We start from the raw sequence: 23,282 nt of genomic DNA, 5'->3' as shown, positions 1-23,282 counted from the left end.
TTCCTCATGTCCTCATGTGCGCTGATGCGGTGGTGCCGCTGCCGTCGGTGAGCAGCGCGGTGAGCAGTTGCCCGAGCCAGGCCCGGGCGTGTTCGACGTCCCGGTCCAGCAGCAGTTGGGTGGTGACTCCGTCGTACGCGGCCACCACGGCGTGGGCGGCGCCGTCGATGTCGCCGAGCACGGCGGGCAGTTCGGTGTGTCCCCGCGCCCTGGCCAGCCGGTCGGCGATGGCGCCGCGCAGCCGGGCACGGTGTTCCAGCAGGGCCTGCGCGACGGCCGGGTCACGTGCGGCGTGCACCAGGAAGTCCGTCTTCACCAGCAGCCAGTCCCGGTCCAGGAGCAGGACCTCGGTCACCCGGTCCACGGCGGCGGGCACGTCCAGGTCCGGTCCGTCGAGGGCGAGGGCCCCGGACACCTGCTCGGCGATCAGGTCGGCGCGCTGCCGGTAGAGGGCGAAGAACAGCTCGTCCAGGCTGTCGAAGTTGGAGTAGAAGGCGCCCCTGCTGTAGCCGGCGGCCTCGCAGACCTCCTCGATGGAGACCCGGCCGAACCCCTTGGCGGCGAACACGGCGAACGCGGCGTCGAGCAGGTTGGCGCGCGTGCGGACGCGGCGCTTGGTGACGCGCCCGGTCGTTTCCCTCACCGACATGTCCCGCCTCCGTTCGATACGCGAATGTATCCGATACGCGAATGTATCCAAAGAGGAACCGGAAACCAGGCAGGAGCAGGATCCGGGTTGAACACACGATGGGAACGTATTTTCGATTTAGGGGTACGCTGGAACCATGGCCACGCACCTCCAGGGCTCACTGTTCGACCAGACCGACGAGCTGCGGCTCGCCTCCCTCGCCGGGATCCGCCGTACGCGGCTGGCCCATGGCGCCTGGATCGACGTGCTGCCCGGCTGGCTGAGCGGCGCCGACGTCCTGTTCGAACAGCTCGCCGCCGAAGTGCCCTGGCGTGCCGAGCGGCGCACGATGTACGACCACGTGGTCGACGTTCCACGACTCCTCTCCTTCTACGGCGCCGACGACGCGCTTCCGCATCCCGTCCTCGCCGACGCCCGCGACGCGCTGTCCGCGCACTACGCCGAGGAACTCGGCGAGCCTTTCACCACGGCCGGGCTCTGCTACTACCGCGACGGCCGGGACAGCGTCGCCTGGCACGGGGACCGGATCGGGCGGGGCGGGCGCGAGGACACGATGGTCGCCATCCTCTCCGTGGGCGCGCCCCGGGATCTGCTGCTGCGGCCGGCGCGGGGCGGCGGCGAGACGGTGCGCCGTCCGCTGGGCCACGGCGACCTCATCGTGATGGGCGGCTCCTGCCAACGGACCTGGGAGCACTCGATCCCGAAGACCACCCGCGCCACGGGACCACGCATCAGCGTGCAGTTCCGCCCGCACGGCGTGCACTGAGGCGGAGAGGCGGCCGCTTCGGGAGCGCGCGGGAGGGTGCCTCCGGTGGACGGTGCCGGAGGCGGCCCTTCCTCTGGGCGAAGCCCCGCCGGGCCCCCACACTGAGGCGCGTGAGCGCTCAGACGCAGGCACCTGCCACGGCTCCCCGGCGCGGGGAGCTGGACCTGCTGCGGATCCTCGTCGTCCTCGGTCTGGTCTTCTTCCACGCCGCCCTGGTCTTCGCCACGGAGGGCGACTACTACGTCCAGAACCCGCAGACCACCGAGGCGATCACGATCCTCGCCGGGTTCGCGGTGGTCTGGGCGATGCCGGTGCTGTTCCTCGTCGCCGGCCTCGGTGCCCGGTACTCCGTGGGCCGCCGTGGCACCGCCCGTTTCGCCCGGGAACGCCTGGTGCGGCTGGGAGTTCCCCTGGTCTTCACCGTCGTCGCGCTGAACCCGCTCCCCCAGTGGCTGCGGCTGCGCGCCGCCGACCCGGACCAGCACGAGTCGTACTGGCGCTTCCTGCCCCGCTACTTCACCGTCCACCTCGACCTCGCCGACTTCCCGTTCCTCGTGGACGGGGAGCACTTCGAGTCCGGCCATCTGTGGTTCGTGCTCCTGCTGCTGGCGTTCTGTCTGCTGCTGGCTCCGGTCGCGGCACGCGTCGCGGCCGGCGGCGACCGTGCCGCAGCGGCCGTCGCCCGGCACCCCGCCCTGCTTCTGCTGCCCGTGCTGCCGCTCGCTGTGATCAATGTGCCGCTGGGTATGGAGGAGGACTACGCGGCCTGGAACCACTGGGCCTACCTGGTGTTCTTTCTCTACGGTTTCGCCCTCGGCGGGGACGACCGGGTCCGGTCCGTCATGCGCCGGCTCGCCCGGCCGCTCGGCGTGGCGGGGCTGGTGCTGTTCGCAGCGTGCGCTCCCGGGTTCATGACGTCGGACGACCCGTTCACCGACCGCACACCGCTCGCGCTGGTCACCCGCGCCCTGTTCAGCGCGGCGGGCTGGTGCCTGGTGGTGGCCATCCTCGGCACCCTGGACCGCCCGCGCGAGCAGCGGCGTGCGCGGGCCCGCCCGAGGCCGGTGAGGGAGTATCTGGGCGTCGCCGCCCTGCCCCTCTACGTCCTGCACCAGCCGGTCGTGGTCGCCGTCGCGTACGGCGTGGTGGACTGGTCGGCGCCGATCGTGGTCGAGTACACGGTGATCGTGACCGGTTCGCTGGCGGTGATCCTGATCCTGTACGAGGGCGTGGTGCGCAGAACACGGCTGACGCGGTTCCTGTTCGGGATGCGTCCCGATCCGCCGGTCACGCCCTCCTGATGATCTGCTTTGCTGTGTCCGTCGGGCACGGACCTCACCACGCGGGACGAACATGCGGTCAGATGTGCAGCAAGTCGCGGACGGCGCCTATCTCGTGCACGGCAGCAACACCAACTGGGTGATCCTGACCGAGGGGGACGCGCTCACGCTGATCGACACCGGCTACCCCGGGGACCGGCCGAAGCTCCTCGCCTCGCTCGCCGAGGTGGGCGGTTCACCGGAGGCGGTCACAGCCGTACTGATCACGCACGCGCACACGGATCACCTGGGCAACGCCGAGTACCTGAGCGCCACGCACGGCACGCCGATACACCTGCACGAGGCCGAAGTGCCGCACGCGCGCCGGGAGTTCCTGCACCAGGTGAACGTCCGGACGGTCCTGAAGAACGCCTGGCGGCCCGGTGTCCTGCCCTGGGCGGTCCACGCGATCCGCTCCGGCGGCACCGCGCACGTCCCGGTCACCGCCCCCGGCCCGTTCCCCTCGACGGGCCCGCTGGACCTGCCCGGCCGCCCCGTCCCGGTGCACACGCCCGGCCACACCGACGGGCACTGCGCCTTCCACCTGCCCGACGCCGGCGTGCTGATCGCGGGCGACGCCCTGGTGAGCGGACACCCCACCTCGCGGATCAAGGGACCGCAGCTGCTGCCCGACATGTTCCACCGCGAGCGCACACAGGCCGTGGCCTCGCTGGACGTGCTCGAAGGCCTCAAGGGGGACGTACTGCTGCCCGGCCACGGGCCCCTGCACCGGGGCTCCGTGCGGGAAGCTGCTCTTCAGGCCAGGGAGCGGGCGCTTTAGGGTGAGGTGACGATCACCGGCGAGGCGAGGACGAACGGCCCATGGCATTGCAGATCAGCGCGACGAACCCGGAGCACCCCGCGCTCCTGCTGGAGCTGCCCTGGCAACTTCCGCTGGAGCAGTGGCCGGACGACGTCCTGGTCCCGCTGCCGCGCGGTATATCCCGGCACGTGGTGCGCTACGCCCGGGCCGGCAACGAGGTGATCGCGGTCAAGGAGCTCGCCGAACGCCCGGCGCTGCGCGAGTACGAGCTGCTGCGCGACCTGGACCGCATCGGCATCCCGGCGGTGGATCCGCTGGCCGTGGTCACCGGGCGCACCGACGGCGACGGCGGCCCGCTGGAGTCGGTCCTGGTGACGCGGCATCTGGGCGGCTCGATGCCGTACCGCTCGATGTTCGAGACGACGATGCGTCCGGCGACCATGCACCGGCTGATGGACGCGCTGGCCGTGCTGCTGGTCCGCCTCCATCTCGCCGGGTTCGCCTGGGGCGACTGCTCGCTGTCCAACACGCTGTTCCGGCGCGACGCGGGCGCCTACGCCGCATATCTGGTGGACGCCGAGACAGGCGATCTGCACCCGCAGCTCAGCAACGGCCAGCGCGACTACGACCTGGATCTCGCCCGGGTCAACATCAGCGGCGAACTGCTGGACCTGGAGGCGTCCGGGGCGCTGCACCCCTCGGTGGACCCGGTCGAGTTCGGCACCGAGATCTGCGCCCGATACCGGAGCCTGTGGCAGGAACTGACCCGCACCTCGGTGTATCCGGCGGGCAAGTACCACTACATCGAGCGCCGGATCCGCCGTCTGAACGACCTCGGCTTCGACGTGGCCGAGATGCAGATCGAGCACGCCACGAACGGCGACACGGTCACGTTCGTGCCGAAGGTCGTGGACGCCGGCCACCACCAGCGTCAACTGCTGCGTCTGACGGGCCTGGACACCGAGGAGAACCAGGCCCGCCGGCTGCTGAACGACCTGGAGAGCTGGATGGCCACCCAGGACGACTACGCCCCGGGCGACCCCCTCGGCGCCCGCCCCGAGGTCCTCGCCCACCGCTGGGTGCGGGACGTCTTCCGGCCCACGGTGCGGGCCGTACCGCTGGAACTGCGCGGTTCCATGGACGCCGCCGAGATCTATCACGAGCTGCTCGAACACCGCTGGTACCTGTCCGAGCGGGCGCAGCACGACATCGGTCTGGACACGGTGGTCGAGGACTACATCGAGAACATCCTGCCCAAGACCCGGCAGACGCTCCGGCCGACGGACGACTGACGCCGGCCACCGCGTCCCGGCCGGCCCGGTCGAACGGGCTCAGACGGGCGGTACGACCGCCACCGGGCAGGGCGCGTGGTGCAGGACGCCGTGCGCGACCGAGCCGATCCGGGCGCCGACGGCCGTGCGTCGGGCACGGCGCCCGACGACCATCAGCTGGGCCCGTCCGACGACCGACAGCAGCACCTGTCCGGCGCTGCCCATCTCGACGTGCTCGACCACCCGCACGTCGGGAAAGCGCTCGCGCCAGGGCCGCAGCGCCTCGCCCAGGGACTTCTTCTCGTACGGCTCCAGACCGCCCGCCTCGTCGAGGAGCTTCATGGAGCCCGGGCTGTAGGCGAACAGCGGCGGCAGCGTCCAGGCCCGTACGGCGCGTACGGTCGCGCCGCGTGCCGCTGCCGTCTCGAACGCGAACCGCAACGCGGCGGCGCTGTCGTCCGCGTCCCCGTGCTGGCCCACGACGATCTCGCGTCCGGCGGCCTCCGCGGAGGCCTGGTCCCCGGCGCGCACGAGCACCACGGGGCTCTCGGCCCCGGCGATCACCTGCTGTCCGACGGAGCCCAGCAGGAACCCGACGACCGCGGCCTGGCCCCGCGACCCCAGCACCAGCATCTCGGCGTCCGCCCCGGCCGCGACCAGCGTGTCCACGGAGCCGTCGTCGATGACGTCGGTCGTCACCGCCAGGCCCGGGTGCCGCTCGGTGACGGAACGCGCGGCCTCCGCCAGGCCCTCCCGCACCCACTGGACCTGGGTGTCCGGGTCTCCCGCGTCGATCGCCTCGTGCGACTGGAACCGCCAGGCGTGCACCACCCGCAGGGCCAGTCCCCGGCGGACCGCCTCCCGGGCCGCCCAGCCGAGAGCGGCGAGGCTCTCCTCCGAGCCGTCCACCCCTGCCGTGATCGGGCGCGTCATTCCGGTCGCCTCCTAGTGTCTGGGTCACGTCCTTCGGGCCCAGTCTTCACTACGCTGCGGCCATGGCTTCGGAGTGGGAGCAGGTAGTGGTCGACTCGGCCGAGGAATTCGAGTCCGGCCCGAGCGGGACCGCCTGCCGGGCCTGATCTTCGGGCCGGTCCCGGAGGGCAAGACCGTGAAGAACCGCCTCCACCTCGACTTCCGCCCCGACGACCAGAATGCCGAGGTCAGCCGCCTTCTCGCGCTCGGCGCCCGCCACGCCGACAGCGGGCGGAGCGGCGACGAGCCGTGGGTCACGCCGGCCGATCCCGAGGGCAACGAGTTCTGCCTGCTCGCCGCGCGGCGCGGCTGAGAACCGTCGCCTCCCGCATACCCGAGCGAACCGGGCGGATCGAACATACGATGGGCCGGAGTCGGCGCGGCAACGTGGAGACGCCGTGCCCTGGTTCCGACCCCGGGGTGGGAGACGTATGGCACAGGCCGCCGACGCAGCGCGGACCGTCATCCTGACCGTGGACGACGACCCGGGCGTGTCCCGGGCGGTCGCCCGCGATCTGCGGCGGCGCTACGGCGCGTCGCACCGGATCGTGCGGGCGGAGTCCGGCGAGTCCGCGCTGGAGGCGCTGCGCGAGCTGAAGCTGCGCGGCGATCTCGTGGCCGTGATCCTGGCCGACTACCGCATGCCGCAGATGAACGGCATCGAGTTCCTCGAACAGGCCCTGGACGTCTACCCGGGTGCGCGCCGGGTGCTGCTGACCGCGTACGCGGACACCAGCGCGGCGATCGACGCGATCAACGTCGTCGACCTCGATCACTATCTGCTCAAGCCGTGGGACCCGCCCGAGGAGAAGCTGTATCCGGTCCTGGACGATCTGCTGGAGGCGTGGCGGCGCAGCGACTACCGGCCGGTGCCCAGCACCAAGGTGGTGGGGCACCGCTGGTCGGCGCGTTCGTCGGAGGTGCGGGAGTTCCTGGCCCGCAACCAGGTCCCCTACCGCTGGTACTCGGCCGACGAACCCGAGGGTCAGCGGCTGCTGGCCGCCGCCGAGCAGGACGGGCAGCGGCTGCCACTGGTGATCACGCCGGACGGCACGCCCCTGGTGGCGCCCGAGGCACCCGAGCTGGCCGCGCAGGTCGGGCTGGCCACGATGCCGACGGCGGACTTCTACGACCTGGTCGTGATCGGCGGCGGCCCCGCGGGGCTCGGCGCGGCGGTGTACGGGGCGTCGGAGGGGCTGCGGACCGTGCTGGTGGAGCGGTCGGCGACCGGCGGGCAGGCCGGGCAGAGCTCCCGGATCGAGAACTACCTCGGCTTCCCGGACGGTGTGTCGGGAGCCCAGCTCACCGACCGGGCCCGGCGGCAGGCGGCGAAGTTCGGCGCCGAGATCCTCACCGCGCGCGAGGTGACGGCACTGGAGGTCAGCGGGGCCGCCCGCGTCGTACGGTTCTCGGACGGCTCGGCGGTCGCCGCGCACAGCGTGATCCTGGCGACCGGTGTGTCGTACCGGCAACTGGCGGCGCCCGGCTGCGAGGACCTGACCGGGTGCGGGGTGTACTACGGGTCGGCGCTGACGGAGGCGCCCGCCTGCCAGGGGCAGGACGTGTACGTCGTCGGCGGCGCCAACTCGGCGGGGCAGGCGGCGATGTATCTGTCGCGGGGCGCGAAGTCGGTGACGCTGCTGGTGCGCGGCGATTCGCTGTCGGCGTCCATGTCGCATTATCTGATCCAGCAGATCGACGAGGCGCCGAACATCTCGGTGCGCACCCGCACGGTCGTGGAGTCCGCGCACGGCTCCGGCCACCTGGAGCAGCTGACGCTGCGTGACGTGGACAGCGGGCGGACCGAACTGGTCGACGCGCAGTGGATGTTCGTGTTCATCGGCGCGGCCCCGCTGACCGACTGGCTGGACGCGACGGTGCTGCGGGACGAGCGCGGGTTCATCCTGGCCGGGCCCGATCTGAGCGCCGACGGGCGGCCACCGGCCGGCTGGGAGCTGGACCGGCCGCCGTACCACCTGGAGACCAACGTCCCCGGCGTGTTCGTGGCCGGTGACGCGCGCGCCGAGTCCGCCAAGCGGGTCGCGTCCGCCGTCGGAGAGGGAGCCATGGCCGTGATGCTCGTCCACCGGTATCTGGAGCAGTCATGAGCGGGCAGTCGATGCCGTGCAACCCACAGGAGATCGGGGCGCTGTTCCTGTTCGAGAAGCTCACGCCCGAGCAGCTCGGCAGGCTGTGCAGCGAGGGGCGGGTGGAGAGGTTCGAGCCCGGCCCCGTGTACACCGAGGGTGATCCCGCGACCTGCTTCTACGTCATGGTCGAGGGCACCGTGGTGCTGTCCCGGCGGGTGGGCGGCGACGATGTGGAGGTCAACCGGACCTCCCAGCGCGGGGTGTACTCCGGGGCCTGGCAGGCCTACCTCGGGGACCGGGTGCCGCAGGTCTACAACAGCTCGATGCGGGTCACGGAGCCGACGCGGTTCTTCGTGCTGCCCGCCGAGACGTTCGCGGACGTGATCCGTGAGTGGTTCCCGATGGCCCTGCATCTGCTGGAAGGTCTCTTCTTCGGCCAGAAGAGCACCGAGCTGGCCGTCAACCAGCGTGAACGGCTGCTGGCGCTGGGCTCGTTGTCCGCGGGGCTCACGCACGAGCTCAACAACCCCGCGGCGGCGGCCGTGCGGGCCACCGCGACCCTGCGGGAGCGCGTCGGCAAGATGCGGCACAAGCTGGCGATCATCGCGCAGGGTTCGTACTCCCCGGAGGTCATGGCCAACCTCATAGAGATCCAGGAACGCACGGCGGAACGCGTCGCGAAGGCACCGACGTTGAGCCCGCTGGAGGCGTCGGACCGCGAGGACGCCGTGACGGACTGGCTGGACGACCACGACATCCAGGACGGCTGGCGGATCGCGCCCACCTTCGTGCAGGCCGGTCTCGACGTGGACTGGCTGGACCAGGTCGCGGCGGCGGTGGCCGAGGAGATCCTGCCGAGCGCGATCGGCTGGCTCAACTACACCGTGGAGACCGAGCTGTTGATGGACGAGATCAACGACTCGACCACCCGCATCTCGCATCTCGTCGACGCCGCCAAGCAGTACTCCCAGCTGGACCGCGCGCCCTTCCGGAACGCCGATGTGCACGAACTCCTGGACAGCACCCTGATGATGCTGTCGGCCAAGATCGGCCCGCGAATCAAGGTCGTCAAGGAGTACGACCGCACGCTGCCGAAGATCCCGGCGTACCCGGCGGAGCTCAACCAGGTGTGGACGAACCTGATCGACAACGCGGTCTCGGCCATGGACAGCGCGGGCGGCGAAGGGACGTTGACCGTGCGGACGGCCCTCGACCACGACCGGCTGCTGGTGGAGTTCCGGGACACGGGTGTCGGGATCCCGGCGGAGCACCGGGGGCGGATCTTCGATCCCTTCTTCACGACGAAGCCCGTGGGCGAGGGGACCGGGCTCGGCCTCGACATCTCCTGGCGGATCGTGGTCAACAAGCACCACGGGACCATTCAGGTGGAGTCGGAGCCGGGCGACACGCGTTTCCAGGTGCTGCTTCCGCTCAGCTCGGCCGAGGAGGAGTCCGCATGACCAGTGACCAGGGCGGCAAGGGAATCGACCCGAGCGTTCCACCGAGCGGCAGCGGGTGCGTCGAGTGCGACGAGGTCGGCGGTTGGTGGTTCCATCTGCGGCGGTGTGCGCAGTGCGGGCACGTGGGATGTTGTGACAGTTCGCCCGCGAAGCACGCGACGGGGCATTTCCGGGAGACCGGGCATCCGTTCGTGCAGAGCTTCGAGCCGGGTGAGAGCTGGTACTGGGACTACGCGTCGAACGAGATGTACGAGTCGGGACCCGAGCTGGCCGCGCCGGTGAGCCATCCGGCCGAGCAGCCGGCACCCGGGCCTGCGGGGCGGGTGCCGGCGGACTGGGCGAAGACGCTGCGCGGCTGAGTGTAAGAGCCTGAGTCACATCCCCGGTCGGATCAGCGCGCGGCTCAGCGGGCGGTGTCGCAGTCGAGGGACGTCAGGTCGACGGCGTCGGCCATCGCCTGCATCCCCTTGTCGTTGGGGTGGATGTGGTCGCCGCCGTCGAGGGCGGGCGACATACGTGCGGGGTCGTAGGGGCTGCGCAGGACGCGGTCGAAGTCGGTGACGGCGTCGAACACGCCGCCGGCGCGGATGGCCGCGTTGACCTCCTGGCGCACGGCTTCGGCGGCCGGCCCCCATTCGCTCCAGCCCTTGAAGGGGCCGATGGTCGCGCCCACGACGCACTTGCCGGCCGCGTGTGCCCGCTCGGCGATCTCGCGGTAGCCGTCGATCAGGTCGTCGGCCGTGACGCCGGTGTGGGCCTTGATGTCGTTGACGCCCTGGAAGACGAACACGGTCCGTACACCCGGCTGGGTGAGGACGTCGCGCTCCAGCCGGTTCAGGGCGCTCTGGCCGGGGCCGTCCGTGAGGACCTTGTTCCCTGCGATCCCTTCGTTGGCCACGCCCTTGACCGCCGTGTCCGTGCGCTGCAGACGGCGGGCGAGGTGGTCGGGCCAGCGGCGGTTCAGGTCGGCGGTGGACTGCCATCCGTCGGTGATGGAGTCGCCGAGGACGGCCACCGCGCCGGTGCCCGCGGGGGCGCGTACGGAGACGGCGTCGAGGTAGAACCAGGAGCCGGTCGGGATGGTCCAGGCGGCGCCGCTCTCCTCGGCGGTGTGGTCGCCCTGGGTCGCGTACGACGACTGGAGGGCCATCCAGTGGCCGCTGGCCGGGCCGCCCGCGTCGGGGCTGTGCAGGCTGACGACGAGGTTGGTCGCGGCGGGCAGCCTGCCGGGCAGCGGGTCGCTCCACACGGTGCCGCCCGCCGGCACCGTGACCGTGGGCGCGCCGTCGAAGGCCAGGCGCCGGTTGCTGCCGGGCCGCAGTTCGGCTCCCTGCCTCTGGATGCCGGCGTAGACGCTGTCGAGGGTCAGCGGCCGGTCCCCGAAGGCGTTGGAGAGCCGGACCCGGACGCCGGTGCCGCCCACGCTGGTGTGCACGACGAGCCGGTAGCTGCGGCCGGCGACGCCGTCGCCCATGCGGTCGGCGCTCGCCGCCCAGGTGACGACGCCGTCGGCGTCAGCGGTTGCCTCGGCGGGCACCTCGGCGGCCTCGGACCGACAGGCGACGAGGGCCAGCAGGACGGCGGCGAGCGGAAGTGCGGCCCTCACCGGGCGAGGTCCCTCAGCGTGACGGAGGCGCCGGGCCGCAGGGTGACCGTGCGCGACACATCACCGTACGCGACCGTCGTGGTGCAGCCACCGACGCTGTGGATCCGTACCCCGGCCGGTTTCCCGTCGCGCCGGCGCAGGTCGACCTCGAAGCCGCCGCGCGCGGCGACACCCTTGACGAAGCCCGAGGCGGCCCAGGCGTCGGGGAGCGCCGGGAGATTGTCGGGGGACATCCGCTCCTCCAGCCGGCCGGTGGTCACGCTGACCTGCGGCAGGTACAGCTTTCTGCGCAGTGAGGCGATCGTGGCCGCGTAGCCCGTGCCGGTCCGCAGCTCGGCCGCCGCGGTGCAGAAGCTCCCGAAGAGCGCCCACACCAGTTCCTGAGCGTAGGTGATGCCTCGGCGTCGAGCATCGAGGTGCCCACAGGGTGGCGCACAGCCAGGGCTTGCCCGCCGGATGCCGCCACCAGCCGCCTGCGCCGTGGGGGTTGGTGGAGATGGCGACGGCCCAGCCGGCGTTCCTGCCGGTGGTGTCGCGGTAGCGGCTGCGCGGGTCGTTGAACAGTCGGGGACAGGCAGGTCCGGTCGGCCGTTCAGGAGTTCATCTGGATGCTGATGTCGGTGTGGTGGTCGCCCATCCGGTCCGGGGCGTTGCCGTCGAGCCACAGTCCTTGCAGGGCGAGGGCAGGCGGCCCCGCGATTCCGGAACTCATCAGACAGCGCCCGAAGCGGACGTGGCCGCTTCGAGTGCGGGGTCGGGCGCGCCGTCCCGGGGGCGTGCGCAGCAGAGTGTCGGCCAGTGGGCGGCGGCGCGGACCTTGGTACGGGCGAGCCGGTGCGGATCGAGGGACGGATCGTTCACGACGGACCCGGCCGACGATCGCGGACTCCTACCCGGTGATCAATGTCTGTCCAAGTGTGCGTCGCCCGTGCCGATGTGACGGGATGCGAGAAGGTTGCCCCGCACGAAGGTGATCGTTCTCGTATGGGCGATACATCGACAGAAACGGGAGGAAGCCGGATGGTCTCAGCAACGGTGGTCAGAGGTACGGCGATGGCGACGGCCCTGGTGTCGCTCCTGGCGGTGCCCGCACACGCCGTGTCCGGGGCCGGTAAACCCGGCGCCGCCTCGGTCGACGCCAAGGCGGGCGCCCTGCCCGCCCCGGACGTCACCGGCGTGTGGAACGTCCTGCGCACCGCGCAGCGGCAGGGCGCGCCCGGCGCCATCGCCCGCCTCGACGACCGCGACTCGGTCCACTGGGCGGCCGTCGGTGTCGCCGATCGCAAGACCCGGCGCGCCATCAGCAACGCCGACCGGTTCCGCATCGGCAGTGTCACCAAGGTCTTCTCGGCCGTCGTCCTGCTGCAACTGGCCGACGAGAAGAAGCTGAAGCTCGACGCCCCGGTCAACCGCTACCTTCCGGGGCTGCTGCCCGACGACCGCATCACGGTGCGGCATGTCCTCAGCCACCGCAGCGGCCTGTACGACTACACCAACGATTTGTTCGCGCGGACGGTTCCCGGCTTCGAGGCGGTCCGCGGCAAGGTCTTCACCTACCGGCAACTGGTGAACCGGTCCCTGAGCAAGCCACGGACCACCAAGCCCGGTGGCGCGTACTCCTACTCCAACACCAACTTCGTCGTCGCCGGAATGCTCATCGAGAAGCTGACCGGGCGCTCGGTGCGGACCGAGTACCAGAACCGGATCATCAAGCCGCTGAAGCTGAGCGACACGTTCTATGTGCACCCCGGCCGGAAGATCCCCGGCCGGCACACCCGCGGCTATCTCACGCCGGACGCGGCGGACGCGGCGCTCGTCGACGCCACCGAGCAGACGGTGTCCTGGGCACAGAGCGCGGGCGCCGTCATCTCCAGCACGCGGGACCTCAACACGTTCCTGTCGGCGCTGCTCGGCGGCCGGCTGACCTCCAGGGCGCAGTTGGCCCAGATGCAGCGGTGGGTGCCGGCGGGCAGCACGCAGGCGTACGGGCTCGGGTTGCGGCGCCGGGACCTGTCGTGCGGCATCTCCGTGTACGGCCACACGGGCGCCGTCCAGGGCTATTACACGTACGCGTTCGCGTCGAAGGACGGCAAGCGCAGCCTGGCCGCGCTCGCCAACGCCTCCAACAACGGCGCGGTGCACAACACGATGCTGACCACGCTGGAGTCGGCGTTCTGCGGCAAGCGGGCGAAGAAGGCCGGGCGGGTCACCACGCCCGTCGAACGCCACGAGGACATCGCACCGGACAACCCGCTGGAGTTTGACGAGGACTGAGGGCGCGCGTCGGCCGGGAACCCTCGAGATCCGGTGCACGTTTTGCGGGCATCCCCACCGGATCCCGAACCACCCACCAGGACGGCCCGATGAGCGAGTTGGTTCCCGGGGGCAATCTGCCCCTCCCGGGCGGCAGCGTGACCGTCCGGGTGCCCGGCCCCTTCGACGTGTCCGCGCTCATCACCGACGACGACGGCAAGGTCCGGGGCGACGCCGACTTCGTGTTCTACAACCAGCCGTCCGCGCCGGGCGCCCGGCTGCACGGCGACACGCTGACCGTCGACCCTCCGCGCCTGCGCTCGGGAGCCACCCGGGTCACGGTGGTCGTCAGCCCCGCCGACCCCGAGACGCCCCTGGGACGGCTGCCTGCCCCCGCGCTCCAGGTCACCGACTCCCGCGGCCGCTCGATCGCCCGGTTCGCCCCACCGCGCCCACGGCAGGAGACGGTGCTGCTGCTCGCGGAGATCTACCGGCGCGGCGGCGGCTGGAAGCTGCGGGCCCTCGGGCAGGGGTACGCGGACGGGCTGGCCGGGCTCGCGCGCGACTTCGGGGTGGACGTCGTCGAGGACGCGACGCCGTCTCCGTCCCGGCCGACCCCGTCCCCTCCCCCGCCCGCCGGTTCCTCCGCACCCAGCCTCGCCGCCGTGCCCGGCGCCCCGCCCATGCCCACCGCACGGCCCACGATGCACACCCTGTCCGCCGTCACCACCCCGCACACCCCGCACACCCCGCACACCCCGCACACCCCGCTCCCCGACCGTGACGGCTTCCTCGGTCTGGCCAACTCCGCCCGTGCCACCGCCGGTTCACCACCCGTCACGCTCGACGCCCGCCTCGCCTCCGCCGCTCAGGCCCATGCCTCCGCCATGGCCGCGGCGGGACGGCTCGGCGTTGAGGGCCGCGACGGTGTCTCCGTGTACCAGCGCATCACCGGCGCGGGGTACGTGTATCTCACCGTCGGCGAACACCTGGTCTCCGGCCCCCGTACCCCCGCCGAGTTCATCGCCTACTGCCTGCGCACCGAACAGCCCCGCCGCACCCTGCACGACCCGGCCTTCACCCACGCCGCCCTGGCGTACGCCACCGGCGGCCGCTCGGGCGACACGTACTGGACGGCGCTGTGGGCCAGGCCGCTCACCCCGGGCGACCTGCCGCGCACCGCGGCCGAGGTCGTCGACCTCACCAACCGGGAGCGGGCCAGGGCCGGACTGCACCCCCTGTCCGTCGATCCCGCGCTGACCACCGCCGCGCAGGCCTACAGCGCCGACATGGCAGCCCGCGCCTTCTACTCCCACACCTCGCCCGAGGGCAGCCAACCCTGGGACCGGGCGGCCGCCGCGGGCTCCCGGATGCGCGCGATCGGCGAGAACATCGCGTGCGGCCAGCGCTCCCCCGGCGAGGTCGTGGAGGGCTGGATGAACAGCCCGGGCCACCGCGCCAACATCCTCAAGCGCGACTTCACCCACATAGGGATCGGCTTCGCGGGCGACGGACCGGCCGGGACCTACTGGACCCAACTCTTCGGCGGCTGACCGGGCATGGACGGCGACACGCCGCGATCTAGGCGGAGGGGAACAGTCCGGGACAGGATGCCTCCATGAAGGGTGACCTCTTTTCCAGCGAGCACATGGTCCAGCCCGCCACCGCGCCGGGCATGACGATCGAGAACGCCAAATGCATCAGGTACGCGGTGAACGGCGAGATGCACGCCCGTCAGGGCGCGATGGTCGCCTACCGCGGCAACCTCCAGTTCGAGCGCAAGGGCCAGGGCGTGGGCGGCATGCTCAAGCGGGCCGTGACCGGTGAGGGGCTGCCGCTGATGGCGGTGCGCGGACAGGGCGAGGCGTGGTTCGCGCACGAGGCGCAGAACTGCTTCGTCGTCGACGTCGACCCCGGCGACGAGTTCACGGTCAACGGCCGCAACGTCCTGTGTTTCGACGCCTCGTTGTCGTACCGGATAGCGACGGTGAAGGGCGCCGGCATCACCGGCGGCGGCCTGTTCAACAGCGTCTTCTCGGGGCAGGGCAAGCTGGGCCTGGTGTGTGAGGGCAACCCGCTCGTCATCCCGGTCTCGCCGCAGTATCCGGTGTACGTCGACACGGACGCGGTGGTCGGCTGGACCGCCGGGCTGAACACCTCGCTGCACCGTTCTCAGTCCCTCGGCTCGATGCTGCGCGGCGGTTCCGGGGAGGCCGTGCAGCTGATGCTGGAGGGCCAGGGCTATGTCGTCGTACGGCCCAGCGAGGCGACCCCGCAGAAGGCCCAGCAGCACTGATGCCGTCCCCGTGAGGTGATGTGCGCCTCACGAGCAACCCCGTCCGCCCTGCCGACGTCTTGATCGACAACAGGTGAAGCCCTGGCCGCCCTTTCCGGCCAGGGCCGGTTTTCAACGCTCTATACACGCTGTGCATACCCATGATGTATACGCATCATCTATACACCCAGGGTAGAGATGGCATGTATACCGATCGAGAGGCATCGATGTACGGCAAGGCATTCGCCCCGGAGTACCAGGGCTCCCTGACCAAGCTGTCCGTGAACTCCTCACTGACGGACGTTCTGGCCGCCGGCACCGAGCAGTTGAGAGCGGCCGAGCGGGCCGGGCAGCACGGCGAGGCGGCGCGTTCGGGGCTGGCGGTCGCCGAGGCGCACCGCCGCCTCGGACAGGTCGGGGACGCGGAGCGGGCGTGGAAGGCGAGCTATCGCGCCGCCCGGGAGGCCGGCGACACCGCGGCGATGGCCTGGGCGCTGTGGAGCGGCGGCACGCTGGCCCGGCAGCGCGGCGCGTTCCCGCTCGCCAGGCGGCTGCTTCAGCTCGCGGCGGACCTCGGCGAGCGCGGCGGCGACATCGTCGTACGCGGCTACTCGCTCGCCGGTCTGGCCGAGACCGGCCGCATCCAGGGTGACTACGAGGCCGTCCACCGGCTGCACGAACAGCTGCTGGCCGAGGCACGGCGGCGCGGCGAGGCGCGGCACACGGTGTGGGCGTTGGAGGGCATCGCCCAGATCCATCGCAACACCGGCTCGTACGACACGGCGTACGCCCTGTTCGAGGAGGCGGCCGAGATCGCCGCGCGCGCCGAGGACCGGCGGGGGCACGCCTGGGCGCTGCGCGGGCTCGCCGACATCGTCTCCGTGCGCGACGGCGACACGGAGCGGGCGCTCGAGCTGCTGTCCGAGGCGGAGACCACATGCCGTGCGATGAAACTGTCCAGCGCGCTGGCCTACAACCACAAGATGCGCGGCAACGTCCTGTATCGCGCGGGGCGTTACGCCGAGGCCCGGGGCCTGTACGAGCAGGCGCTCGCGGAGTTCCGCGCCATGAGCGAGCCGCGCGGGGAGGCGCTGTCCCGGCTGGGGCTGGTCAAGTCACTGGCCCGACTGGGCCGCGACCGCGCCGAGACCGCCGCCGAACTGACGGAGCTGGCCGGGGTGTTGGAGCGGATCGGGCTGCGGCACGCCCAGGAGATGGTGGCACGGGCGCAGGCGGAGTTCGGCGCCGCGCAGAGGGCTGCGGAGGGTACGGCGGGGGGCGCTGCGGAGCGTGCTGCCGAGCGGGCCGGGGCGGTGTCCGTACGGTGACGACGTTCCCCTCCGCAGTACAGGCGCCGGTCGGCGCCCGCCACGTCCTCGACCGCTGCCGCGCACTGGTGCTGCCCGCGCTGCGGGAGGCCGTGGGGCGGACCCATCCGTGGGTCGGTGAGATGGCCGCGTACTCCTTCGGCTGGTGCGAGGTGGGCGGCGCACCGACCGTCGCCTCCGGCGGGAAGGGCATACGTCAGGCCCTGGCCGTGCTCGGCGCCGAGGCGGCCGGTGCGCCCGGGCGGGTCGCGGTGCCCGGGGCGGTCGCGGTGGAGCTGGTGCACGTCTTCTCCCTGCTGCACGACGACATCATGGACGGCGACACGTCCCGGCGCGGCCGCCCCACCGTATGGCAGGCGTACGGCACGGGACCGGCCGTCCTCGCGGGTGACGCGCTGTTCGCCCTGGCCGTCGAGACGCTCGCGACGGCACCGGCGAGCCCGCCGGCGGTGCGGCTGCTGTCGGTGGCCCTGCACGATCTGGTGCGCGGACAGGCGGACGACCTGCTGTTCGCGACGCGCCCCTGGACGGGCCCGGAGCGGGTGCGGCCGGACGAGTACCGGGCGATGGCCGAGCACAAGACGGGCGCACTACTGGGCTGCGCCGCCGCGCTGGGCGCCCTGCTCGGCGGTGCGCCGCCCGCCACGGTCACCGCCCTCGACCGTGCCGGACGGCATCTGGGCGTCGCCTTCCAGGTGGTGGACGATCTGCTGGGGGTCTGGGGCGATCCCGCGGTCACCGGCAAACCGGTGTACGGAGATCTGCGCGAGCGCAAGAAGACGTACCCCGTGCTGGCGGCGTTCGACTCGCCCGCCGCCGGTCGGCTCGCCGGGCTGCTGGAGTCGCCTGCCGCGGATCCCGGCGAGGTGGCCGCGCTGATCGAGGAGGCTGGCGGGCGCTCGGCCGCGCTCGCGGAGGCACGGCGTCATGTGTCCGCCGTGGAGGCGGCTCTGGCCGGTGTACCGCTCGAGGCGGGGCCCGCCGGGGAACTTCGGTCGCTGCTTGACTTCCTGGTCCGGCGCGATCTGTGAAAGCACGGTTCACAGCCTGCCGACGGGACCGTCGTGGCATCTTGGCGCCCTCAGCGAAACCGAGTTGACCTCGGCCACCTGCCGCGTCAAGGTGCCAGTCGGTGTGGACTGCGCCCCACGCCGGAAAGGTGACTGCCTTGCTCGGGATCTCTGACGTCGAAGCCGCGGCCGACCTCATCGCCGGCCATGTCGTACACACCCCGACCGTACCCAGTCCCGGCCTGTCGGCCCTGCTCGGTGTGCCGGTGACGGCGAAGCTCGAACTCCTCCAGCGCACCGGCTCGTTCAAGGCCCGCGGCGCGACGGCGAAGCTGCTGTCGCTGAGCGACGCCCAGCGCGCGGCGGGGGTGGTGGCGGTCAGCGGCGGCAACCACGGCATCGCCCTGGCGATGACGGCCGCCGCCCTCGATGTGAAGGCCACCGTGGTGATGCCGCGTTCGGCCCCGGCCCGCGCCGTCGATATCGCCCGGGGCGCCGGAGCTTCGGTGCGGCTGACGGACGACATGGACGGGGCGTTCTCGCTCGTCACCCGGTTGCGGGACGAGGGGCTGACGCTCGTCCATCCCTTCGACGACCCCTTGGTGATCGCGGGGCAGGGCACCGTCGGGCTGGAGCTCGCCGACGACGCCGGCGAACTCACGGACGTGATCGTCAGCGTCGGGGGCGGCGGGCTCATCGCGGGCGTCGCCGTCGCACTGCGCGCACGCCGTCCGGGCGTGCGGATCTGGGGTGTGGAGACCGAGGGCGCGCAGGCCATGTCCGAGGCGCTGGCGGCGGGCGAGCCCGTGCCGGTGGCCCTGTCGTCGATCGTCTCCACGCTGAGCGCGCCGGCCGTGTCCCGGCTGACGTACGACCATGTGTCCGCTCTGGTCGACGAGGTGCTCGTGGTGCCGGACCGGGAGGCGGTGCGCGGCGTGCTCGACCTCGCCGAGCACGCCAAGGTGTGGACCGAGCCGGCCGCCGGCTGTCTGCTGCCGGCGGCCCGGTACGTTCTGGCACGGGTCGGGGACGGCGCCCGGCTCGGGCTGGTCGTGTGCGGGGGCAACGCGACGACCGGGGACGTGCAGCGCTGGGCGACGGATTTCGGTCTTCGCTGAAGTGTTCTGGCTTAATTCACTCAACTTTTTGTCAGCTTACTCACGCGTAAGAACTAAAGGAAAAGAAACGCCCTTTGGTTGAGGATTTCGTTGAACGCTTCCCGTCTCGCCTCCCGTACTTCCTGTGAGAAATGGGAGCCAGGGGTTCAACGAGGGATGGCCATGGTCAAGTCGCGCGTCTCCGCAGCCGAGTTGGTCGCCGGAAGGTATCGACTCGTCGATGTCGTCCATCGCGAGACGAATCGCGTCAGCTACTACGGCGAGGAGACGGAGACCGGGCGGCCCTGCCTCCTCACCCAGATCGGGCTTCCCGACGACCCGAGCCCGGACGACGGGCGCCGGGCCACCTCACGCATTCTGCGCACGTCCGAGCGAATAGGGCTGCTGCGTCCGGGCGCGGTCACCACGGTCGTGGACGCGATCGAGGAGGCCGGGAGCCTGTGGATCGTCACCGAGTGGGTCGACGGCATCCCGCTCGGCGAACTTCTCACCCAGCAGGGCGCGTTCAACCATGTGCGCGCCGCCCGCATCGGCCTCGAACTGCTCGACGTGCTGGAGGCCGCGCATGTCGCGGGCATCACGCACGGCGAGCTGAGCCCGGGCCAGGTGTTCGTGCGCGACGAGGGCTCGATCGTGGTCACCGGCTTCGGCCTCGCCGGCGCGACCCTCGCGCCGAGGGTCGCCGCGCCGTCGTACGCCTCACCGGAGCAGGCCCGCGACGAGCGCATCGGCCCGGCGTCCGACCTGTGGGCGCTCGGCGCGATCCTCTACACGATGGTCGAGGGGCGCCCGCCGTACCGTGAACGTGACCGGCCCGAGGCCACGTTGAAGGGCGTGGACCGGCTTCCGCTGCGCGCCCCGGTGCGGGCGGGGCCGCTCACGCAGGCCGTGCAGGGGCTGCTGCGCAAGGACTCCCGGGAACGGCTGAGCAGGCCGGTGGTCCGTGACGCGTTCGTCCGTGTCCTCAACGAGGACCCCGAGGCCCCGCTCCAGGCGGCGCCTCGGCTGCGGGGCCGGCGCGTCGTGGCGCCCGGCTGGAGCAGACGTGCCATGGTCGTCGGCACCGCCCTGGCCGTCGTCACGGTCGCGGCAGCCGTCCTCGTGGTGACCGGCCAACGGCCCGACGACTCGGGTTCCTCGGCGGCGGGCACGGCGCCCGGCCCGTCCACCTCCGCGGAGGCGCCGACCGCCCCGTCCCCGGCTCCCACCACGCCGAGCGCCTCCCCCACACAGGAGCCGACGGAGCCGGCGACGCCCACCGCCTCGTCCTCGGGCACGCCCTCGGGCACGGCCGAGCTGCCTCCCGGATACTCGACGTTCAAGTCGCCGGACGGCTTCTCCGTCGCCCTGCCCGAGGGCTGGACGTCAGTGCGCACCGAGCGGGCCGGGGACGTGGCGTACCGGGTGATCTTCAGCGCCGAAGACGATCCGCGCAAACTGGCGGTCACCTACAGCGAGGCCCTCGGTCCGGACCCCGTCGCCGTCTGGCGCGACGACGTCCAGCCCGGCCTCGAGGAGCAGGCCGGGTTCGAGCGGATCGGCGGCATCGAGGCGACCACGTACCAGGGGTACAGAGCCGCCGACATGCAGTGGCTCTCCGAGAAGGACGGCACCCATGTCCGTACCTTCGGCCGCGGTTTCCTCATCGAGGACCACCGCGGCTACTCCCTTCGCTGGACGACCCCGGAGGCCGACTGGGACGACCCCGGCAACCGCGAGGCCCTCGACGTCGTCCTGCGGACCTTCAAGGTCTCCGGGGACTGATCACACCGACGCGCGCGGTGCGCACATCGCCCGCAGCGGCAGGCTGTGCAGCGGATCCGTACGCCAACGCGCCGTGAACGTACGGTCCTTGAGCGAGCACGTGACGTCCAGGTGGTGCGGGGTCTCCAGGAAGGCGACGTCCACTACGAGGGTGTCGGCGTCGCTCCAGCCGCCGCTCACCGCGGTGGGCACCGGCCCCTCGGTGACGGTCCAGCCGGTGTCCCCGAGCGGCAGCCGTAGCGGGTGCCCGTCCTCGGTGAGTGTCAGGGACCAGCCGTCCGCGTCCCGCGTGAGGTCGATCGCGGTCAGCTTGGGAAGGTGCCCGCAGACGCCGCCGTCCGGGGTGAACGCGGCTGTCGACCAGGCCTCTGCGCCCTCGGGCGGTGCGGGCTGGCCGGCGGCGGGCGGCAGCGCGAGACCCGCCAGCCGCTTCGCCAGCGCCGCGTCCGCCTCCTCGGCGCCGGTCAGGGGTCCGGGCCGGAAGGCGGGCAGCAGGTGCTCCCAGACCAGGTTCAGCAGGGCCTGCATGTTCCAGGTGTCCGCGGTCGTCGCGATCACGGCGTCCTGCTCGGGCAGCACCACACAGAACTGACCGAACGCGCCGTCACCGCGATAGCCGTACCGGGACATCCAGAACTTGAAGCCGTACCCCCGCTGCCAGTCCTCCCCGGCCATGACGCCTGCGTTCGGGATCTGGGTGCGCGTGGCCTCGGCCACCCACCACTCGGGCAGCAGCCGCTCGCCCTCCCACACGCCGCCGCGCAGGTACAACTGCCCGAGCCGGACGAGCGCGTCGGTGGTGGCGTGCAGCCCGCTGAAGCCGAGTTCGCGGCCCTTGCCGTCGCGCAGCCACGCGACGTCTGCGATGCCGAGCGGGTCCAGCAGACGGGGCCGGAGGTACTCGATCAGCGACTGGCCGCTGGCGCGCTGGACGATCGCGGCGAGGGTGAGCGTGGCGGGCTGGTTGTAGGCGAAGACGGTCCCCGGGTCGCGGGGCGGCGGTATCAGCAGGAACCCGCGGACGAGGTCCTCGTGGTCGCGGTCACGGGCCTCGAAGAGGGCGTCGCTCTCGTGGCCGCTGGCCATGGACGCCACGTGCCGCACCAGCATCGCGCGGCTGCGCGGATCGGTGACGTCGGCCTCGAACTCCGGGAAGTACGAGATCACCGGGTCGTCGAGCCGAATCAGCCCCTCACCGGCGGCGATCCCGGCGGCGGTCGCGGTGAAGCTCTTGCTGATCGAGTAGAGGAGATGGGGCCGCTCGGGGGTGTACGGCTCCCACCAGCCGGACGCTACGAGGCGGTCGTGCCGCAGGATCATCAGACTGTGCGGCTCGATGTCGGGGGCGGCGTCGAGGGCGTCGAGGAAGGCGAGGACACCGGAGGCGTCGACGCCCTGGGCAGCAGGGGCGCTGGCGGGCAGCGGACGGGCAGGCATACGGGCATCCTCTCCCGATCCGCGGGCGGTGACCGGGTTTTCCCACTCCGGATCCAGGGCGGGTTCTCAGAGCCCCGCACAGCATCCACGGGCTTTTGCGAACACCCGCCGGCTTCCCGCCCCCTGCGTACCGTTTTCCCCACCCGTGTCCGGGGACTCGGCCCCCATGGTGCAGATCGGATACACGATGATGACCGAGCAGGCCGGCACCCGTGAGCTGGTGGACCACCTGGTCCGCGCCGAGGAGGCCGGCTTCGACTTCTCCGTGACCTCGGACCACTACTTTCCGTGGCTGCGTTCGCAGGGTCACTCGCCGTACGCGTGGAGTGTGCTGGGCGCGGCGGCCCAGGCCACGTCGCGGATTCCGCTGATGACCTATGTGACGTGTCCGACGTTCCGCTACCACCCGGCCGTGGTCGCGCAGAAGGCGGCCACGATGCAGCTGCTGTCGGAGGGCCGGTTCCGGCTGGGGCTCGGCTCGGGTGAGAACCTCAACGAGCATGTGGTGGGCGGTGGTTGGCCGGCCGTGGATGTGCGGCACGAGATGCTTCAGGAGGCGGTGGAGATCATCCGCGGGCTGTTCGAGGGTGGTCATGTGAACCGTCGTGGCACGCACTTCGACGTGGAGTCGGCCCAGCTGTGGGACCTGCCGGACCAGCCCCCGCCCATCGGCATCGCCGTCTCCGGGGACCAGTCGTGCGAGCTCGCGGGCAGGCTCGGCGACCTGGTGATCGCCACGGAGCCCGAGGGCGAGCTGCTGGCGGCGTTCGACCGGCACGGCGGCGAGGGAAAGCCGCGCGTGGGGCAGTTGCCGGTGTGCTTCGACCCCGACCGGGACACCGCGGTCAAGCGCGCCCACTCCCAGTTCCGCTGGTTCGCCGGAGGCTGGAAGGTCAACTCGGAGCTGCCGCACCCGGACTCCTTCGAGGCGGCGACCCAGTTCGTCACCCCGGACGACGTCGCCGACTCGATCCCGTGCGGCGACGACCCGGATGCCTTCGTCGAGGCCGTGCGCCCGTACGCCGAGGCGGGCTTCACCGAGATCGCCCTGGTGCAGATCGGCGGCGACACTCAGCTGCCGTACATCGACTGGGCGCAGAAGACGCTGCTGCCCGCGCTGCGGGACGCGCTCGGCTGACCGCGCGGGTGCCATAAGCTGCCGGTCTGCACTTCTGCCGTCCGCGCAGCCCCGACAGGAGAG

General features: G+C 71.8%; 20 protein-coding genes and 1 pseudogene. 16 read left to right on the top strand and 5 right to left on the bottom strand.

The window, feature by feature from the left end:
- Positions 1-4 precede the first annotated feature (4 nt).
- Positions 5-649 carry a TetR/AcrR family transcriptional regulator gene (locus KUM44_RS20940; protein ID WP_217209772.1) on the bottom strand — a complete coding sequence of 215 codons (645 nt, stop codon included), beginning with the start codon at positions 647-649 and terminating at the stop codon, positions 5-7.
- A 136-nt stretch (positions 650-785) separates the two neighbouring features.
- On the opposite strand from KUM44_RS20940, the gene KUM44_RS20935 reads away from it, so the two are divergent.
- From KUM44_RS20935 to KUM44_RS20920, 4 genes are all read left to right on the top strand, one after another.
- Positions 786-1,415 (top strand): alpha-ketoglutarate-dependent dioxygenase AlkB, encoded by a 630-nt coding sequence (locus KUM44_RS20935; RefSeq protein WP_217209771.1) that lies wholly within the window; start codon positions 786-788, stop codon positions 1,413-1,415.
- A gap of 110 nt (positions 1,416-1,525) precedes the next feature.
- Positions 1,526-2,716 carry an acyltransferase family protein gene (locus KUM44_RS20930; protein WP_308402681.1) on the top strand — a complete coding sequence of 397 codons (1,191 nt, stop codon included), beginning with the start codon at positions 1,526-1,528 and terminating at the stop codon, positions 2,714-2,716.
- 52 nt (positions 2,717-2,768) lie between these two features.
- Positions 2,769-3,515, top strand: coding sequence for an MBL fold metallo-hydrolase (locus KUM44_RS20925; RefSeq protein WP_217209769.1), 747 nt, complete (start codon positions 2,769-2,771; stop codon positions 3,513-3,515).
- A 41-nt stretch (positions 3,516-3,556) separates the two neighbouring features.
- A complete protein-coding gene (locus KUM44_RS20920; protein ID WP_217209766.1) occupies positions 3,557-4,789 on the top strand; it encodes a DUF4032 domain-containing protein in 1,233 nt (410 codons plus the stop codon).
- A 39-nt stretch (positions 4,790-4,828) separates the two neighbouring features.
- Here the strand turns inward: KUM44_RS20920 and KUM44_RS20915 are convergent, their stop codons facing one another.
- On the bottom strand, positions 4,829-5,701 hold the full coding sequence (locus KUM44_RS20915; RefSeq protein ID WP_217209765.1) for a universal stress protein: 873 nt from the start codon (positions 5,699-5,701) through the stop codon (positions 4,829-4,831).
- Positions 5,702-5,763: 62 nt separating this feature from the next.
- On the opposite strand from KUM44_RS20915, the pseudogene KUM44_RS20910 reads away from it, so the two are divergent.
- From KUM44_RS20910 to KUM44_RS20895, 4 genes and pseudogenes are all read left to right on the top strand, one after another.
- Positions 5,764-6,053: pseudogene (locus KUM44_RS20910) on the top strand (VOC family protein).
- 118 nt (positions 6,054-6,171) lie between these two features.
- Positions 6,172-7,848 (top strand): FAD-dependent oxidoreductase, encoded by a 1,677-nt coding sequence (locus tag KUM44_RS20905; protein WP_217209763.1) that lies wholly within the window; start codon positions 6,172-6,174, stop codon positions 7,846-7,848.
- Positions 7,845-9,290: an ATP-binding protein gene (locus tag KUM44_RS20900; RefSeq protein WP_217209761.1), complete on the top strand. Its 1,446-nt coding sequence runs from the start codon at positions 7,845-7,847 to the stop codon at positions 9,288-9,290. Before KUM44_RS20905 ends, KUM44_RS20900 begins: the two co-directional genes overlap by 4 nt.
- A complete protein-coding gene (locus KUM44_RS20895) occupies positions 9,287-9,649 on the top strand; it encodes a UBP-type zinc finger domain-containing protein (protein ID WP_217209760.1) in 363 nt (120 codons plus the stop codon). The genes KUM44_RS20900 and KUM44_RS20895 overlap by 4 nt, the downstream gene beginning before the upstream one ends.
- 44 nt (positions 9,650-9,693) lie before the next feature.
- Here the strand turns inward: KUM44_RS20895 and KUM44_RS20890 are convergent, their stop codons facing one another.
- Both KUM44_RS20890 and KUM44_RS47230 read right to left on the bottom strand, forming a co-directional pair.
- Entirely contained in the window at positions 9,694-10,866 is a 1,173-nt protein-coding gene (locus KUM44_RS20890; protein ID WP_254389838.1) for an SGNH/GDSL hydrolase family protein, read from the bottom strand.
- A 26-nt stretch (positions 10,867-10,892) separates the two neighbouring features.
- Positions 10,893-11,270 carry a glycoside hydrolase family 95-like protein gene (locus tag KUM44_RS47230; RefSeq protein ID WP_217209759.1) on the bottom strand — a complete coding sequence of 126 codons (378 nt, stop codon included), beginning with the start codon at positions 11,268-11,270 and terminating at the stop codon, positions 10,893-10,895.
- A gap of 646 nt (positions 11,271-11,916) precedes the next feature.
- On the opposite strand from KUM44_RS47230, the gene KUM44_RS20880 reads away from it, so the two are divergent.
- The 7 genes from KUM44_RS20880 (at position 11,917) to KUM44_RS20850 (ending at position 20,644) form a co-directional block, all read left to right on the top strand.
- Positions 11,917-13,170, top strand: a complete 1,254-nt coding sequence (locus KUM44_RS20880) for a serine hydrolase (protein WP_217209758.1) — start codon at positions 11,917-11,919, stop codon at positions 13,168-13,170.
- Between the two features lie 89 nt (positions 13,171-13,259).
- Entirely contained in the window at positions 13,260-14,702 is a 1,443-nt protein-coding gene (locus KUM44_RS20875; RefSeq protein WP_217209757.1) for a CAP domain-containing protein, read from the top strand.
- 65 nt (positions 14,703-14,767) lie between these two features.
- Positions 14,768-15,445 carry an AIM24 family protein gene (locus KUM44_RS20870; protein ID WP_217209756.1) on the top strand — a complete coding sequence of 226 codons (678 nt, stop codon included), beginning with the start codon at positions 14,768-14,770 and terminating at the stop codon, positions 15,443-15,445.
- 206 nt (positions 15,446-15,651) lie between these two features.
- Positions 15,652-16,752, top strand: a complete 1,101-nt coding sequence (locus tag KUM44_RS20865) for a tetratricopeptide repeat protein (protein WP_217209803.1) — start codon at positions 15,652-15,654, stop codon at positions 16,750-16,752.
- Entirely contained in the window at positions 16,749-17,783 is a 1,035-nt protein-coding gene (locus KUM44_RS20860) for a polyprenyl synthetase family protein (RefSeq protein ID WP_217209755.1), read from the top strand. Before KUM44_RS20865 ends, KUM44_RS20860 begins: the two co-directional genes overlap by 4 nt.
- 137 nt (positions 17,784-17,920) lie before the next feature.
- Positions 17,921-18,880, top strand: a complete 960-nt coding sequence (locus tag KUM44_RS20855; RefSeq protein WP_217209753.1) for a threonine/serine dehydratase — start codon at positions 17,921-17,923, stop codon at positions 18,878-18,880.
- A 156-nt stretch (positions 18,881-19,036) separates the two neighbouring features.
- Positions 19,037-20,644, top strand: a complete 1,608-nt coding sequence (locus tag KUM44_RS20850; protein ID WP_217209751.1) for a serine/threonine-protein kinase — start codon at positions 19,037-19,039, stop codon at positions 20,642-20,644.
- On the opposite strand, the gene KUM44_RS20845 is transcribed toward KUM44_RS20850, so the two are convergent.
- The gene (locus KUM44_RS20845; RefSeq protein WP_217209749.1) at positions 20,645-22,081 is read right to left on the bottom strand and encodes a serine hydrolase; all 1,437 of its coding nucleotides are present in this window, start codon (positions 22,079-22,081) and stop codon (positions 20,645-20,647) included.
- A 166-nt stretch (positions 22,082-22,247) separates the two neighbouring features.
- Here KUM44_RS20845 and KUM44_RS20840 point away from each other — a divergent pair, with 166 nt between their 5' ends.
- Positions 22,248-23,219 (top strand): LLM class F420-dependent oxidoreductase, encoded by a 972-nt coding sequence (locus KUM44_RS20840; RefSeq protein WP_217209747.1) that lies wholly within the window; start codon positions 22,248-22,250, stop codon positions 23,217-23,219.
- Positions 23,220-23,282 lie beyond the last annotated feature (63 nt).

This window comes from Streptomyces sp. AC550_RSS872, assembly GCF_019049285.1.
Taxonomy (GTDB): Bacteria; Actinomycetota; Actinomycetes; order Streptomycetales; family Streptomycetaceae; genus Streptomyces.
Note: the sequence above shows the minus strand (reverse complement) of the source record. Positions and strands in the feature narration are given on the sequence as shown.

Coding starts and splice junctions, on each gene's coding strand:
- KUM44_RS20940 (WP_217209772.1), bottom strand. CDS start 649: ATGTCGGTGAGGGAAACGACCGGGCGCGTCACCAAGCGCCGCGTCCGC.
- KUM44_RS20935 (WP_217209771.1), top strand. CDS start 786: ATGGCCACGCACCTCCAGGGCTCACTGTTCGACCAGACCGACGAGCTG.
- KUM44_RS20925 (WP_217209769.1), top strand. CDS start 2,769: ATGCGGTCAGATGTGCAGCAAGTCGCGGACGGCGCCTATCTCGTGCAC.
- KUM44_RS20920 (WP_217209766.1), top strand. CDS start 3,557: ATGGCATTGCAGATCAGCGCGACGAACCCGGAGCACCCCGCGCTCCTG.
- KUM44_RS20915 (WP_217209765.1), bottom strand. CDS start 5,701: ATGACGCGCCCGATCACGGCAGGGGTGGACGGCTCGGAGGAGAGCCTC.
- KUM44_RS20905 (WP_217209763.1), top strand. CDS start 6,172: ATGGCACAGGCCGCCGACGCAGCGCGGACCGTCATCCTGACCGTGGAC.
- KUM44_RS20900 (WP_217209761.1), top strand. CDS start 7,845: ATGAGCGGGCAGTCGATGCCGTGCAACCCACAGGAGATCGGGGCGCTG.
- KUM44_RS20895 (WP_217209760.1), top strand. CDS start 9,287: ATGACCAGTGACCAGGGCGGCAAGGGAATCGACCCGAGCGTTCCACCG.
- KUM44_RS20880 (WP_217209758.1), top strand. CDS start 11,917: ATGGTCTCAGCAACGGTGGTCAGAGGTACGGCGATGGCGACGGCCCTG.
- KUM44_RS20875 (WP_217209757.1), top strand. CDS start 13,260: ATGAGCGAGTTGGTTCCCGGGGGCAATCTGCCCCTCCCGGGCGGCAGC.
- KUM44_RS20870 (WP_217209756.1), top strand. CDS start 14,768: ATGAAGGGTGACCTCTTTTCCAGCGAGCACATGGTCCAGCCCGCCACC.
- KUM44_RS20865 (WP_217209803.1), top strand. CDS start 15,652: ATGTACGGCAAGGCATTCGCCCCGGAGTACCAGGGCTCCCTGACCAAG.
- KUM44_RS20850 (WP_217209751.1), top strand. CDS start 19,037: ATGGCCATGGTCAAGTCGCGCGTCTCCGCAGCCGAGTTGGTCGCCGGA.
- KUM44_RS20845 (WP_217209749.1), bottom strand. CDS start 22,081: ATGCCTGCCCGTCCGCTGCCCGCCAGCGCCCCTGCTGCCCAGGGCGTC.
- KUM44_RS20840 (WP_217209747.1), top strand. CDS start 22,248: ATGGTGCAGATCGGATACACGATGATGACCGAGCAGGCCGGCACCCGT.